Consider the following 15,352-nt stretch of genomic DNA (forward strand, 5'->3'; position numbering starts at 1 on the left):
TATTTCGTTAGTCGTTTTGCGTTGTTCCTTATCCGGTGCGCCAGCCATTCACAAAAAATGAACGGGCAACGCTAAGCGAACAACGATGAATTAAAGGCCGCGCATATAGCCCGCCATCTGGATGGAGCTGTCTACAAACACCATTTTTGGGTTGGCATTCCGCTCGATATGATAATGTGCCTGGTTCAGTTCGTCGGCTAGCTGGCCGGCATTGGCGTCAGTAATAATCTTAGAGAATTTCTGTACAAAGTCCAGCTCGGCCGGCGGCAGAAACGAGATCAGCGACGCATCCACGCCGTACAGCATCACTTTGCGGAACAGGTTAAGCGCATAAAGCAGAAAGTTTTTCTGGTTCTCGCGGCCCAGCGTCTGGAACTTCTCGCTCATCTCGATCACCTCTCCAAACTTATAGCTGTAGCAATAGCGCATCCACTCCAGAAAGAAGGCAAAGTAATCGCTACTGATCTCGGAGGTGAGCTTGGCGGCCGCATTCAGGTTACCTTCGGCGAGCTGCGCGATCTGGTTGGCTGTGTTCTGGTCGGTGTTAAAGGTTTGCTGCAGGTAAGTGACCACCTCGGCTTCGGTATAATTCCGCACCTGCACGATCTGGGTACGCGAAGTAATGGTGGCCAGCAGCTTTTCGGCTGATTGCGAGACGAGCAGGAACAGCGTTTTGGCCGGCGGCTCTTCCAGCAACTTAAGCAGCGCATTGGCTGCCACCGGATGCATCAGCTCGGGCAGCCAGATCACCACAATTTTATAGTCGCCCTCAAACGCCTTCAGCGAGACCAGCTTTACCAACTGGCGGCTTTCCTCTTTGGAAATGTTACCCTGCTTGTTCTCAGCGCCGATGTACTGCATCCACTCGTTAAGGCCCTGGTATGGGCTGGCAAGTATAAACGCGCGCCATTCGTTTATGAACTTCTGGCTCAGCGCCTCCTTGCTTACGGTTTTGGTGGTCGTAACCGGCATCACAAAGTTGAAATCCGGGTGCACCAGCTTGTTCATTTTCACGCAGCTGCCGCACGTTCCACATGAATCGTGGGGCTGCTTGGCCTCGCAGTTAATGTAGGTGGCATAGGCCAGCGCCAGTGCCAGGTTGGCACTGCCCTCCTGCCCCAGAAACAGCTGCGCATGCGCCACGTGGTTCTGCTGCACCGACTGGAGCAGCAGCTGCTTTGTTTCCTGATGGCCTATGATCTGTGAGAACTGCACTTTGTTTAATTACGAATTATGAATTAAGAATTACGAGTTGACTCTTTGACAAAAGACGAAGGACTTCTCTGTTTGTGTCCTTTATCTAATAGTCTTTTGTCCAATAGTCTTTTGTCTAAAAGGCTACGCTTTGGCGTCCCACACGCGGTACTGTTGCGTTTGGTTGAAGACGTCGGTCAGGATCGCTTTTTCGGTCTCGTCCAGGGGTTTATTGCGGCGCTCCATTACTTTCTCGGCTACTTCAAACACCTTACGCAGCTGGTACGTTTCGAAACCGGCATTGCCGCCCCAGCTAAACGAAGGTATAAAATTACGCGGGAAACCGGAACCGAAAATATTGGCGCTCACGCCCACCACCGTACCGGTATTAAACATGGTGTTGATGCCGCACTTGCTGTGGTCGCCCATAATCAGGCCACAGAACTGCCGCCCGGTATCTTTAAAGCCGCCTTTGGCATAGTTCCAGATCTTAACGTTGGCGTAGTTGTTCTTCAGGTTAGAGGTATTGGTATCGGCCCCTAAATTGCACCACTCGCCCAGCACCGAATTGCCCAGAAACCCATCGTGGCCTTTGCTGGAGTAGCCGAAAATAACGGAGTTGCTCACCTCGCCCCCTACTTTGGAGAAAGGCCCGATGGTGGTATCGCTGCGCATTTTGCCTCCCATACTTACCTGGCTGCCCTCACAGAGCGCAAACGGCCCGCGGATAAGCGCGCCTTCCTGCACTTGGGCATTTCGGCCAATGTAGATGGGCCCATCCTCGGCATTCAGCACCGCTGCCCTGATTTTGGCGCCCTCTTCTATAAAGATATTGTCCTCGCCATATACGGCTGTATACTTATCATTTACAGGCTGACTTTTTCGCCCGGCTGTCAGCAGCGCAAAATCACTTCGGATCTGCTCGCCGTTCTGCCCAAATATCTCCCATACTTCGCCTACCAGCCGGGGGTCAGCCACACACTCGCGGCGGCTGTTAGTAGCACTGGCCAGCAGGTCGTTGTAGGAATGCAGGTTCAGATTATCGCCATTCAGGGCCAGCAGCGTATTACCGCTAAACAGGGCTTCTCCCAGCTTCAGCGATCGGATCTCGGCTATTAGCTCCGGCGTGGGTAGCAAGGCCCCGTTCACGTAGAAGTTCTGTGTGCTATGCTGCAGTGCATACTTTTGCTGCAAATAAGGCCGGGTGAGGTAAGACACCGACGCGCCGGCGCTGTGTCCCCATTTTTCGGCAATAGTAAGAATGCCTACCCGAATTTCCGCTACAGGGCGGGTAAAGGTAAAGGGCAACAGGTTTTGCTGCAGCACCGGATCACAGAAGAGAATGACGTTCATAAAGGCAAAAATAAAAAAGTCTTCCCGATAATTTCGGGAAGACCTCTTTTTTGAAACGTTTTAACCGGAAATATCCGCTTATTTTTTCTGATAACGCTTGTTGAATTTCTCCACACGACCAGCAGTATCCAAGAAAATGTTTTTACCGGTGTAGAAAGGGTGCGAAGCAGAAGAAACTTCTACTTTGATCACAGGATATTCTTTGCCGTCTTCCATCGTAATTGTCTCATTCGAGTTCATGGTAGAACGGGTAATGAACTTGTAATCACTGGAAGTATCCTGAAAAACCACCTCTCTGTATTCTGGGTGAATGCCTTGTTTCATTAGTATAAACGTTAATTAACCTTAATTTCTCTTTCGGACTGCAAATTTAAAAAGATTTTCTGAAAGTAAAACGCTATGTCCCAAATTATTTTACGGCTGCAAACGTCCCGAGGTCCAAATATCTTGTTAAATTTGCCTACCCACTCGCCCGGACAGGTGGGCAACCACAGCCTCCTTTTATGACGACACCAAACCACCAGACCCGCATACTGGATCAGGCCCAGATCGAGCAAAAGCTCACGCGCATGGCATACGAGATTTACGAGCACAACTTTAAAGAGCAGGAGCTCGTGCTGGCCGGCATCCAGCCAAACGGCTATACCCTGGCCGGGCTGCTGGCCCGCAAGCTGGCCGAAATAGCGCCCATAAAAGTACAACTGCTTTCAGTAACGCTGGACAAAGCCTCGCCACTGACCATGCCCGCAGCCCTGGAGCCGGCGCAAACCGAGCTCGACGGCAAAGTGGTGGTGCTGGTAGACGACGTGCTGAACACAGGCAAAACACTGGCTTATACCTTGAATGCCCTTTTACCGCTTAACCCCCGCAAGCTGGAAGTAGCCACACTTGTGAACCGCCACCATACCTTATACCCGGTAGCGGCCACCTATACTGGCTACTCGCTGGCCACCACCCTGCGCGAGCACGTACAGGTGGTGCTGCGCGAAGAGGAATTCGGGGCCTACCTGCATTAAGTATAATTGCTGGTTGTTGATTGTTGAATTGCTGGATGATTAAATGGTTGGTTCGGAGATACTCCTCCGACAATCTGGCAAATATGCGCTTTGGCAGTTTTTTACGTTGCTCTTGTGAGTTTGTAATCCGGAAAAGGTTGCTACCGTGATTTACACTCTGATCATAGTATGCTTTCAGAGCCGTTCGGAAGTATAAAACGGATTACAAATTCGGAAGATCCTATGTGAGACCTCAGAGCTTATTTAACAATCAACAATTCAACAATCAACAATCAAAACCGCCATACTTCCGATTAACGAATAACGCGCAACAAACAACAACACATGAAACAGCTTTGCTTTGCCACCAACAACAAGTATAAGTTAGCCGAAGTGAGCCAGATGCTGGAAGGCACCTATACCCTGCTGAGCCTGCAGGACATTGACTGCCACGAGGAACTGCCCGAGGAACAGGATACGCTGGAAGGCAACTCGCTACAAAAGGCCGCTTATATCTGGGACAATTACCACGTGAGCTGCTTTGCCGACGATACCGGCCTGGAAGTGGAAGCCCTGCAGGGAGCGCCTGGCGTTTACTCGGCCCGCTATGCCGGCCCGCAACGCTCCGATGCAGACAACATTAACCTGCTGCTGCACAACCTCGATGGCAAGCTAAACCGCAGGGCCCGCTTTCGCACCAGCATCACCCTCATACTGGATGGCGCACAGCACCAGTTCGAAGGCATCGTGGAAGGCACCATTACCGACAACTGGCAAGGCAACAAAGGCTTTGGCTACGACCCGGTTTTTATTCCCGAAGGCCACGACCGCACCTTTGCTGAAATGAGTGCTGAAGCAAAAAATGCCATCAGCCACCGCGGCCGCGCCGTGCAGCAACTGGTGGCCTTTCTTAAAGCCCTGTAGGCACCCGCGCAAATTAATTGTGCCCGGCTTTGGCCACTTCCGGCTGAAAAGCCTAATTTTGTAGTCTGAAACCATAGCTCCAATGCAAAAGCCATTTATCGTCGGGATTACAGGAGGCAGTGCTTCAGGAAAAACTACTTTTTTGAACAAGCTCCTCACTTCGTTCGCGCCCGAGAACGTGTGCCTCATCTCGCAGGACAATTATTACAAAGCCCGCGAGCACCAGGCCACTGACCCGAACGGGGTGATCAATTTTGATCTTCCTTCCTGCATCGACGACGAAGCCTACGCACAGGATATTCTGAAAGTGAGCCAGGGCCAGACCGTTTACCGCACCGAGTATACGTTTAACAACCCCAACGTAGTGCCAAAGCAGCTCGAGTTCCGGCCGGCGCCTATTGTGGTGGTAGAGGGCATCTTTGTTTTTTACTTTGAGGAGATCGCCCGCCTGCTGGACCTGAAGGTATACATTGATGCCAAGGAGTACATCAAACTGCAGCGCCGTATCGTGCGTGACAAGGTAGAGCGGGGCTACGACCTGGACGATGTGCTGTACCGCTACACCAACCACGTAGCGCCTACCTACGAGAAATACATCAAGCCGTACAAGAACGACGCTGATCTCATTATCCCCAACAATAACAACTTTGAAAAGGGCCTGGAGGTACTCACCACGTTCCTTAACACAAAAATAAAGGTATGAGGCATAAGTTTGCGGTAATTGGATTGGGTGTTTTTGGCAACTCCATTGCCCGGACACTGGCAGAACGCGGCGCCGAGGTGCTGGCTATCGACAACGATCCCGAGCATGTGGAAGATATAAAGGACGAAGTAGCCTATGCCGTGGCCCTGGATGCCACCGACATCCGGGCGCTGGAAGCCCAGAACGTGCAGGACATGGACGCGGTGGTAGTAGCCATAGGCGAAGACTTTGAAGCCTTGCTGATTACGGCCGCAAACCTGCTGGAACTCAACATCAAACGCGTGATTACGCGGGCTTCTAACAAACAGCAGCACCGTATCCTCGAAAAGCTGGGCGTGCAGGAGATCCTCTCGCCGGAGGGCGAAGTAGGCAAAACCGTGGCCGAACGCCTGCTGCAGCCCAGTATCCGTACCTTTCTGCCCCTGCCCGATAATTACGAGATCGTCGAGATCAATGCCCCGAAAGGCATTGCCAACAAGAGCCTGGTCAAGATCTCGCTCCGCGAGAAGTATAACATCAACATGATCACCATCAAGCGCTTTTTCGAGGAGATCCAGGATGGCAAGCCTACCCAGGTAGAGCACATCATTGGCGTACCCAAAGCCGATACGGTTATCTACCCTACTGATATTTTGATACTTATCGGCAAGAAGCAGGATGTAAAGCGGTTTATAGATATAAACCGCTAGGGATTTCTTTTTTAAATAATTCCCGTTACATTTGTTTTCCACATGCCGCGTACCACTACCATATCCAGCTTCGTCAGACATCTTTTGGTGTCGCTCACACTGCTTTGGGCTTTGATGCTCAACGGGCACGAGGTTGTTGGCTATAGCCATGCAGCCCCCCAGCCACAGCAGCAGGCGGAGGCCGGTACAACGCAGAAAAACGAAAAGAGAACCCTGGTAAAGCAGACGGTTTCGTTGGAGGCAACCACCTCTTTTGTGGCCTTAAACCTGCAACAAGCCCTAAAACCGCTTCCCCTGCCCGACTTTGCCGTCCCTACCGACGAGGCTTTAACGGCCAGTTCGGCTGTGCCGGCGGGCACTGGTTTTGTAGCTCAGCTATTCCCGGTTACCATACAGCCCAACGCTCCGTAGCAGCACTATTCTCTCCCTCCTTTATTTTTTACCACAGCTAACCGCTCGATTTCTGTAAAAATTTTGTTTTGCAGGAACGGCTTAGGTATACTTTATAGTTGCCTAAGAAGCAGGTATGGCGTGTTCTGAATTGTCACTTACTTTCTTTAATACATTTTTATAAACCAAAAATGCGGAATAAATCCATTATCATCGTTCTGACAGTGATTGTATCGGCGTTGTGCCTGTACTACCTGTCATTTTCGTTTGTGGCGCGCAGCGTGCAGAACAAAGCAGAAGCTTACGCCACCAACGCCCAGGGCATTGTAGACATGTCCAAAAAACAAGCCTACCTCGACTCGGTATGGAAAGAGCCGGTGTTTCTGAACTACACCTACCAGGAAGTAAAGGAGAACGAGCTCGGCCTTGGCCTCGACCTAAAAGGCGGCATGCACGTGGTGCTGGAAGTATCGCCGGTAGAGATCATTAAATCCATGTCGGGCAACAGCAAAGACCCGAACTTTTTGAAAGCACTGGCCCGTGCCCAGGAGCTGCAGAAGAACAGCCAGGAAAGCTTTACCACGCTTTTCGGCGAAGCTTACCGCCAGATAGAGCCAAACGGCAAACTGAGCCGCATCTTCTCCAACACAGCTAACCGTGGCAAGATCAGCTATGAGTCCAGCAACGACGAGGTGATCTCCGTGATAGACAAGGAAGTGGAAGATGCCATCGAGCGTTCTTTCAACATCCTGCGCACCCGTATCGACAAGTTTGGTGTGAACCAGCCCAACATCCAGCGCCTGAAAGGCTCGGGCCGTATACAGATCGAGTTGCCAGGCATTGACAACCCGGACCGCGTGCGTAACCTGTTGCAAGGTATGGCTAACCTGGAGTTCTGGGAAGTATGGTCGCCACAGGAGTATAGCCCATACTTCATGCAGCTGAACGAGTACCTGACCAAGCAGCAGCAGGCCGGCAAACTGAACGTAGCCAAAGCCGACAACAAACCGGCCAAGCAGGATGATGCTCTGGCTGCCGCTGCTGCCAAAAACGACACAGCTCAGGATGTGCTGGCTCAGGCGTCAGCCGGTGGCGATACAGCCGCTCTTGCCGCTGCTGATACCAAACCTAAAACCGACACTGCCACACTCGACTCGGCCCAGACAGCCCAAACCGGTGTGCTGGCCAGCCTGTTCACGCAGATGCCTGGTGGCCTTGGCGCGAACGTTCGCGACACAGCCCGTATCAATGACATTTTTGAGCGTGCAGAAGTACGCGCCATCTTCCCTCCAAACATGAAGTTTTTGTGGAGCGTGAAGCCGATCACAGGCGACAACAAGCAGCAGTTTGTAGAGTTCTATGCCATTAAGAAAGGTCGTGGCGGCAAAGCCCCGATGGGTGGCGACGTGATCAACGATGCCCGCCAGGACTATGACCAGAACGGCCGTCCGGAAATTACCATGACCATGAGCCCGACAGGCGCCAAGAAATGGGCCCGCCTGACAGGTGAGAACGTAGGCCGCCAGGTTGCTATCGTACTCGACAACTATGTATACTCTGCCCCGGTTGTACAGGGCGAGATTACAGGTGGTAACTCTTCTATCACTGGTAACTTTACCATTGAAGAAGCGCAGGACCTTGCCAACATTCTGAAAGCCGGTAAAATGCCAGCGCCTACCCGCATTGTAGAAGAGGCCGTAGTGGGTCCGTCACTGGGTCAGGAAGCCATTAACCAGGGTCTGATCTCTACTGTTGCCGGCTTGCTGCTGGTGGTGATATTCATGATCGCTTACTACAGCCGTGGCGGTTTTATTGCCGACTTGGCTCTGATCTTCAACGTATTCTTCATCCTGGGTGTGCTGGCACAATTTGGTGCTGCCCTTACCTTGCCTGGTATCGCCGGTATCGTGCTCACGCTGGGTATGGCTGTTGATGCCAACGTACTGATTTTTGAGCGTATGCGCGAGGAAGCCGCCAAAGGGCTGAGCATGCGCGAGGTGATCAACAAAGGCTACGACCATGCGTTCATGACCATTTTTGATGCCAACGTAACCACCTTCCTGGTAGGCTTTATCCTGTACTTCTTCGGTTCAGGCCCTGTAAAAGGCTTTGCCATTACGCTGATGATCGGTATCGTGACCTCTTTCTTTACAGCGGTATTCATCTCCCGACTTTTCATTGAGGCAACTTTCAAAAACGGCAAGAAGCTTTCCTTCTCTACCGCGCTGGCAGACAACATGTTCCGCAATGTGAACTTTGATGTGCTGAAATGGCGTAAACCAGCCTACATCTTCTCTACTACTATTATTGTACTGGGATTTGTGGCAATGGCCATAAAAGGCGGTCCTAACCTGGGAGTAGATTTTACGGGCGGCCGCTCATACATAGTTAGCTTTGACCAGGCTGTTCCGGCTACCGGCGTACGTACGGCACTAGTAGACGACTTTAAAAACGAAGGAACAGAAGTAAAAACCTTCGGCGCCTCTAACCGCCTGAAGATTACGACCAGCTGGCTGGCAAATGACGAGAGCACTGAAGCAGACCAGCAGGTAAAAGCAGCCTTAATGACGGGTTTGCAGCAATACAGCAACCTCAACCCACAAATCCTGAGTACCTCTAAAGTTGGCGCCAGTATTGCCGATGATATTCAGAACACAGCGCTGATTGCATTAGTGCTTGCGCTGGCCGGTATCTTTATCTACGTGATGATCCGATTCCGGAAGTGGCAGTTCAGTTTGGGCGGTGTGGTGGCCTTGCTGCACGATGCGCTGATGATCATTGCCATTTTCTCTATCTGTGACCTATTTGGTTTCTCATTTGAGATCGATCAGGTATTTATCGCGGCGATCCTGACCATTATTGGTTTCTCTATCAATGATACCGTGGTAATCTTCGACCGTATCCGCGAGTATATGCACGATAACCCACGCCTGCGCGTGCGTGATGTGGTGAACCCGGCCCTGATCAGTACCTTCAGCCGTACCATCATCACCTCTTCTACCGTGTTCCTGGTAGTGCTGGTGCTCTTCATCTTCGGGGGCGAAGTGCTGCGCGGTTTCTCGTTCGCGATGCTAATCGGTGTGGTGTTCGGTACTTACTCTTCCCTGTTTATTGCATCACCGATTGTGGTAGATACGATGAAAGAAGAAGAAACGCCGGTTGCCAGTGCTAAAGTAGCGCACTAAGCATAAGCAGTTTTTCAAGTATAAACAAAAAAGCCCGGGGCAGTAGCTCCGGGCTTTTTTGTTTAGTAGCAGGTGCAGGCAGGCAACTCCCAAAAGCTAAAAGGCAACTGTCTTTGAAATGACAGGAAAAATCTGTTCAAAACACTTCCAAGAATGAGTAACAGATCTCTCCTTGCGTCGAGATGACAGCATGAGAAAGGGAGTGACTCCTTTCGCAACAGCCCAAACCAACAGAGCTTATACTTGTAAATTAGCAATTACAGACTCCCTCCTTGAGGAGGGTAGGGAGGTGTTAAACATCCACAGATGCCATAATGCTAATACTTACTTTTGTAAACCAGGCTCTTTCTTTTTCACATCCTGAAAGTCGCAGATCAGCACTTGTTGCGGTTGATCCTGGTGCAAGGGCGATGAAGTCCTGGCTACTGGAAGTATAGCTGAAGTAAAATTGTATCCTTTAGCTGATCCAACCACCCCTACCCCTCCTTGTCTAAGGAGGGGAGCATGTCCTTACTATAGCAAGTTTCATTAAGTATAGCCTCATGCTTTTCTTTCGAATCCTGAAAAGCAACTATAGTATTTATACTTTACTAAAGTAATAGCAGACTCCCCTCCTTAGACAAGGAGGGGTTAGGGGTGGTTGGACCCGGTACACACAAAAGCAATATCGGTACCTCAGATAGCCTCTAACACCGGGATGACAGCAGGGTGATGGCTTTTGTTACACATGAGCCAGGCTCTCTCTCCTGTTGTGGGGTAGGACCGTTAAGTTCTACTTTTTGTCATCCTGAAAGGATCTTATTAGAAGAAGGCCCCTACGCTCGCAAGCCGCAAAAGCTTAAGCTTCCTTCTACCAAGATTCTTAACATAATGACAGTGGTTTTTGTGCTTATCTACTTAGAACTTAAAAGCCCTCTCTTGTTGTGGGAAGGATTAGGGTGAAGTATAGCTCCAACAGAAAAGAGCATTTAAATTAGGGTATAAAACAGCAAGGCCAGCGCTTTGCAGCGCTGGCCTTATTTATACTTGTAATGGTCTAGTTGCCTTAGATGGTTACGCCGTCGGCTACTACTTCAGTTACTTCCGGTACCATGCGCTTGAGCAGGTTCTCGATACCCGCTTTCAGCGTAACGGTAGCGGATGGGCAGCCACTGCAGGAACCCTGCAGGTGCACGGTCACCACGCCTTTATCATAGGACTTGAAGGTAATGTTACCGCCATCCTGCTCTACGGCCGGGCGCACATAGTTATCCAGCAGGTCAATTACTTTTTTAGCAATGGCAGTATCTTCTTCAGAGGCATCGCCGTGGTCGGTGGCCTGCTGCTTGCCGGCTTTAAAGCCTTCTACAAAAGCCGGGCCGCCCGCCTCGATGTATGATTTCAGGAACGCACGCAGTTCGGGGATCAGTTTTACCCACTCCAGTTCCGTGCTCTTGGTTACGGTAACAAAGTTGCTGGCAATAAACACGCGCGACACGTAATCGAAGTTAAAAAGCTCCTGTGCCAGCGGCGACTCCAGCGCGCTTTCCAGCGTCGGGTAATCCACACTTTGTCCTTCCGGCAGCAAGGTTACATTCAGCACGAACTTCATTGACTCGGGGTTCGGGTTGGCTTCAGCATACACCGAAACCAGCTTTTCTTTATTTTCTATCATGAGTTATCTCTGTTTAAGTTAAAACTTTTAGCTGTGTCTTAAAGTTTCCAAAATTAGCTAATATTTCTGATAAGTAAAGCGTTTGGCCAGTGCAGCAAGCCCTGCGGCTGCCGCCCCGGCACCCACAAACTGGATTCACGCATAGCAATTTAGCCCAGAAACTGTAACTTTGCCCTGCAGTTCGATTTTAGCCCTACCGTAACACCCCTTTTACATTATGCTAAACACCATCCTCCTGCTGGCGCAAACAGAACATGATGTGCCGGCATTCCTGATCATTCCCTTCCTGCTACTGATTGGCTTAATTGCAAGCGGCCCCGTGCTTTTCGGCCACTTCTGGGAGCACAACTACCGAAAAATAGCCGTTACGCTGGGCCTTACTGTGCTAGGCTATTACCTGTTTGCCCTGCAAAATCACCATATGCCCATCCATACTTTGTTTGAGTATATCTCTTTTGCGGTGCTGTTGAGCTCGCTCTACATTGCCGCCGGGGGCATTTACATCAACATCAATGCCAACGCCACGCCGCTCATGAACGTGGGGATCGTGATTCTGGGAGCCGTAATGGCCAACATAGTGGGTACTACAGGCGCTTCGCTGTTGCTGATCCGGCCTTTTATCCGCCTCAACATACACCGCATTAAACCCTACCAGATTATCTTTTTCATCTTTATCGTGAGCAATGCCGGTGGCCTGCTGACTCCCCTGGGAGACCCGCCCCTGTTCATTGGCTTTCTGAAAGGCGTACCCTTTTTCTGGACGCTGCAGCACCTGTTTTTCCCATGGGTGTTCGCTATTGGTTTGCTGAGCCTGTTCTTCTATATCATCGATAGCCGCAACAAAGAAACAGGCTATGTCCCTGACCCGGCTGTTGTGGCCAAAAATAACGCGAAGACCGAGTTTTACATCAGCGGCAAGCGCAACCTGCTTTGGCTGGCCGTGATCATCGGTGCCATTTTCCTGGACCCGAACGTAATGGAAGGGCTCCCGCATATTTCGTATGACGGCAACAAGTTCTCTTTCCTGCGCGAGATCATTCAGTTGGGAGCAGCTTTTTTCTGCTTCCGCTTCTCCAGCAAAACGGCGCTGGCGGGCAACCAATTTAGCTTCGATCCTATTCTGGAAGTGGTGTTTCTGTTCTTCGGCATTTTCTTTACCATGATGCCGGCTTTGCAACTGTCTGCCGCTATTGCTTCTTCGCCGGAATATGCCCGCTACATCACTCCCAATTTCCTGTATTGGGCTACAGGCTCCTTGTCCGGCTTCCTGGACAACGCCCCAACCTATGCCAACTTCCTCTCGCTGGGCATGGCCAAGTTTGATATGGCCCAGAACAGCATTATAGACGTGCGGCAGTTTGCCACCGGCACCGGGCCGGGCGGCCATACAACGGTGCTGCTGGAGGCGATCTCATTGTCATCGGTGCTGTTTGGCGCCTTTACTTACATCGGCAACGGTCCTAACTTTATGGTAAAAGCCATTGCCGAGAGCGCAGGCATCAAAATGCCGTCGTTCTTTGCCTATGTTATCCGTTATTCCATTCCGTTCCTGCTGCCTGCCCTGATCATTATCTGGTACCTGGTTGTGCACCTGGAGCTGTTCTAACGAATTACAAATACTTATTGATGAAGAAGGCCGCTTCTGCTTAGCAGGGCGGCCTTCTGTTTTATACTTGTTTATACTTGATAAGCCTGCAGCGGCTTTACCGGGAGCAGCGCCCGCAAGTATACGTGCAGCTTAAATGCGGTTAACCTGCTGGCGCAGCAGGAAGTCGGCCAGCACCAGCGCAGCCATGGCATCCACAATGGGTACGGCCCGGGGCAGCACACATGGGTCATGGCGGCCTTTGCCCTGCAGCGTGATCTCTTCGCCGGCGTCGTTAATCGTTTGCTGCGGCTGCAGGATAGTAGCCACAGGCTTAAAGGCCACGTTAAAGTAGATATCCTGACCGTTGCTGATGCCGCCCTGAATGCCGCCGGAGTAATTGGTGCGGGTGCGCACGTTACCGGCCTCGTCGGTATAAAACTGGTCGTTGTGCTCGGAGCCGCGCATCTTTACGCCTTCAAAGCCACTGCCATATTCAAAGCCTTTCACAGCATTTATACTTAGCATCGCCTTGCCGAGCTCGGCGTGCAGCTTATCGAACACGGGCTCTCCCAGGCCGGCCGGCACGCCTTTCACCACGCAGCTCACCACGCCGCCAATGGTATCGAGGCTGTCGCGCGCGTCTTCGATCAGGCTGATCATACTGGCGGCCGTTTCGACGTCGGGGCAGCGCACTTTGTTGCTGTCTATCTGGCTCAGGTCCAGTTCATCGTAGGGCTTATGCAACTTTATACTGCCCACCTGCGACACGTAGGCCTGCACCGTAATGCCCTGCTGTTGCAGCAATTTGGCCGCCAGCGCACCGGCAGCCACACGCGCCACCGTTTCGCGGGCTGAGCTGCGGCCGCCCCCGCGGTAATCGCGCGTGCCATACTTGGCCGTGTAAGTATAATCGGCATGCGAGGGCCGGAAAGCGTGCTCGATATGGGCATAATCCTTGCTGGCCTGGTCCTTGTTGTTGACCACCAGCGCAATGGGCACACCCTGGGTTTTACCTTCGAAGATGCCCGAAAGGATCGTAACCCGGTCTTCCTCCTGCCGCGGGGTGGTGATGTTGGACTGGCCGGGGCGGCGGCGATCCAGGGCATGCTGTATTTCCTCGGGGCTAATTTCGAGCCCTGCCGGGCACCCGTCTACTATTACGCCTACGGCCGGGCCATGCGACTCGCCAAAAGTTGTGATGCGGAAGATCTTTCCGTAAGAGTTGCTCATATTTCTATTTTTTTAGGAAAACGAAGGCCGACAGGGCCAGCAGCACCAGCAATATGATGTTGGTGTACTGCTTGATCTGGTCAGCCAGGTGCAGGCTAACCAGTGTCGCGTCTTCGTTCTCGATGATATTATAAAAAGGTCCCAGGTCGCGCGACAATACCAGCGCATCGTCGTCCTGCAGGCCCGTAATGCGCACCGATAGTTGGGGCTGCAGGGTATCGTAGCGGGCCGTGACAGGATTAAAGTAGACCCACTGCAGCGCTTTTTTGAGGTTATAGGTGCCAGGCTGATGAGGCAGCACCGTATAGCTGAAGGCTTTGGCACCTTCTACCAGGCCATTGCGCCGGGTAATATCCTGCCGCACGTCGGGCGGATAAAAATCGATGCCGGGCGGCGGGGTTGGTACCGGCGCCATGATGGCCGACAGGTTGCCCTCGCCCTCTACCTGGAAAAGATAGGTAAAGCTTTTGTTTACCGGCACGCTCCTACGCGATAATTGCTCCTGCAGGCGGTAATTGCCCACAGGCACCACATCGCGCAACGGGTGGGGCGGCAGTTGTTTTACCTTTACCACCTGCTCGCGCGAGAAGTATGTTTTATAGCCCTCCTGCCGCTCCTGCGCTAACAGGTTAGGTGTTTTGGCCACTTTATACTTGAGCATCTTGAGCGACAGCGCCGGGAAACGGAGCGGCGACTGGTTGATGGGATACAACACGGCCTCGTAAAGCTTGAAACGCAGGTAAGGGACGCCTTTTATACTGACATTCTCCGGCGTGATCTCGGCAAAATCAAAGGTTTCCTCCCAGGCATCCGGCTGTTTGAGTTGCTTCAGAATACCGGCCATCTGGTTTGCAAAATCATAGAAATCGAGCAGGCGCTGGTCCTGCTCGGCCAGGTAAAAATAGAGCGTTGCCGTCACGCCTTCGCCCACAAACACCTCTTTCTTGCTGGTATAAAGGGTCAGAAAGGCATTGTCTTCTTTGTCGATAAACTCTGCCTGCCCTTCGGCCACCGGGTCTGCTACTTCCGGCGTAACCAGGTTGGGCAGGTTGCTGCCCGGGAGCGGGGTTGCCGCCATGGGCGTTACCTTCAGTTTGAGCCCCTGCGAACGGATCGTTTGCCCGTTCACCTTCATTGTAAAAGGCAGCAGTTCATACTCGCCCTCTTCCAGGGCCGCGTAGTTCTGGGTAACGGTCAGCACTGTGGTGGTAGTGCCGCCGGTGATGATGGTTTTGGTAGCCGAAAACTTATTGCTTTTCTTAAACCCTTCTATTTCGGGGAAAGGAGTATAATCTTTTAGCCCCTGATTCTGGAGCTTAATGGAAATAGTGAAATACTGGTTGATAGGCACCGGGCTTTTGCCAAGCTGTATACTTACCTGCTGTGCCCGGGCGGGAGCAGCTATTGTAAGGCATAGCAAAAGAAACAGAACATATAGGCGCATATA

At 51.7% G+C, this 15,352-nt stretch carries 13 protein-coding genes; 7 read left to right on the plus strand and 6 right to left on the minus strand.

Going from position 1 to position 15,352, the window contains the following annotated elements; genetic code table 11:
• Positions 1-90: 90 nt before the first annotated feature.
• From LWL52_RS19070 to LWL52_RS19080, 3 genes are all read right to left on the minus strand, one after another.
• Positions 91-1,215: a DNA polymerase III subunit gene (locus tag LWL52_RS19070; protein ID WP_242923339.1), complete on the minus strand. Its 1,125-nt coding sequence runs from the start codon at positions 1,213-1,215 to the stop codon at positions 91-93.
• Between the two features lie 123 nt (positions 1,216-1,338).
• Positions 1,339-2,547 (minus strand): GlmU family protein, encoded by a 1,209-nt coding sequence (locus tag LWL52_RS19075; protein ID WP_242923341.1) that lies wholly within the window; start codon positions 2,545-2,547, stop codon positions 1,339-1,341.
• A gap of 78 nt (positions 2,548-2,625) precedes the next feature.
• Positions 2,626-2,871 (minus strand): type B 50S ribosomal protein L31, encoded by a 246-nt coding sequence (locus LWL52_RS19080; RefSeq protein WP_242923351.1) that lies wholly within the window; start codon positions 2,869-2,871, stop codon positions 2,626-2,628.
• A 179-nt stretch (positions 2,872-3,050) separates the two neighbouring features.
• Between LWL52_RS19080 and LWL52_RS19085 the strand changes: the two genes are divergently transcribed.
• The 6 genes from LWL52_RS19085 to secDF all read left to right on the plus strand — a co-directional run bounded on the left by LWL52_RS19085 (position 3,051) and on the right by secDF (position 9,433).
• Positions 3,051-3,563, plus strand: a complete 513-nt coding sequence (locus tag LWL52_RS19085; RefSeq protein WP_242923353.1) for a phosphoribosyltransferase family protein — start codon at positions 3,051-3,053, stop codon at positions 3,561-3,563.
• Positions 3,564-3,887: 324 nt separating this feature from the next.
• Positions 3,888-4,466 (plus strand): non-canonical purine NTP diphosphatase, encoded by a 579-nt coding sequence (locus LWL52_RS19090; RefSeq protein WP_242923355.1) that lies wholly within the window; start codon positions 3,888-3,890, stop codon positions 4,464-4,466.
• 82 nt (positions 4,467-4,548) lie between these two features.
• The gene (udk, locus tag LWL52_RS19095; RefSeq protein ID WP_242923357.1) at positions 4,549-5,169 is read left to right on the plus strand and encodes a uridine kinase; all 621 of its coding nucleotides are present in this window, start codon (positions 4,549-4,551) and stop codon (positions 5,167-5,169) included.
• Positions 5,166-5,858, plus strand: a complete 693-nt coding sequence (locus LWL52_RS19100; RefSeq protein ID WP_242923359.1) for a potassium channel family protein — start codon at positions 5,166-5,168, stop codon at positions 5,856-5,858. The genes udk and LWL52_RS19100 overlap by 4 nt, the downstream gene beginning before the upstream one ends.
• A 42-nt stretch (positions 5,859-5,900) precedes the next feature.
• The gene (locus LWL52_RS19105) at positions 5,901-6,269 is read left to right on the plus strand and encodes an RNA methyltransferase (RefSeq protein ID WP_242923361.1); all 369 of its coding nucleotides are present in this window, start codon (positions 5,901-5,903) and stop codon (positions 6,267-6,269) included.
• A gap of 170 nt (positions 6,270-6,439) precedes the next feature.
• A complete protein-coding gene (gene secDF, locus LWL52_RS19110) occupies positions 6,440-9,433 on the plus strand; it encodes a protein translocase subunit SecDF (RefSeq protein WP_242923364.1) in 2,994 nt (997 codons plus the stop codon).
• Between the two features lie 1,045 nt (positions 9,434-10,478).
• Here the strand turns inward: secDF and LWL52_RS19115 are convergent.
• Complete coding sequence (locus tag LWL52_RS19115) at positions 10,479-11,087, minus strand: NifU family protein (RefSeq protein WP_242923366.1); 609 nt, start codon at positions 11,085-11,087, stop codon at positions 10,479-10,481.
• Positions 11,088-11,304: 217 nt separating this feature from the next.
• On the opposite strand from LWL52_RS19115, the gene LWL52_RS19120 reads away from it, so the two are divergent.
• Entirely contained in the window at positions 11,305-12,693 is a 1,389-nt protein-coding gene (locus LWL52_RS19120; RefSeq protein WP_242923368.1) for a sodium:proton antiporter, read from the plus strand.
• A gap of 132 nt (positions 12,694-12,825) precedes the next feature.
• On the opposite strand, the gene aroC is transcribed toward LWL52_RS19120, so the two are convergent.
• Together aroC and LWL52_RS19130 are read right to left on the minus strand one after the other, a co-directional pair.
• Positions 12,826-13,905: a chorismate synthase gene (gene aroC, locus LWL52_RS19125; protein WP_242923370.1), complete on the minus strand. Its 1,080-nt coding sequence runs from the start codon at positions 13,903-13,905 to the stop codon at positions 12,826-12,828.
• 4 nt (positions 13,906-13,909) lie between these two features.
• Positions 13,910-15,349, minus strand: a complete 1,440-nt coding sequence (locus LWL52_RS19130; protein WP_242923372.1) for a BatD family protein — start codon at positions 15,347-15,349, stop codon at positions 13,910-13,912.
• Positions 15,350-15,352: the final 3 nt, after the last annotated feature.

Source organism: Pontibacter liquoris, assembly GCF_022758235.1.
GTDB lineage: Bacteria > Bacteroidota > Bacteroidia > Cytophagales > Hymenobacteraceae > Pontibacter > Pontibacter liquoris.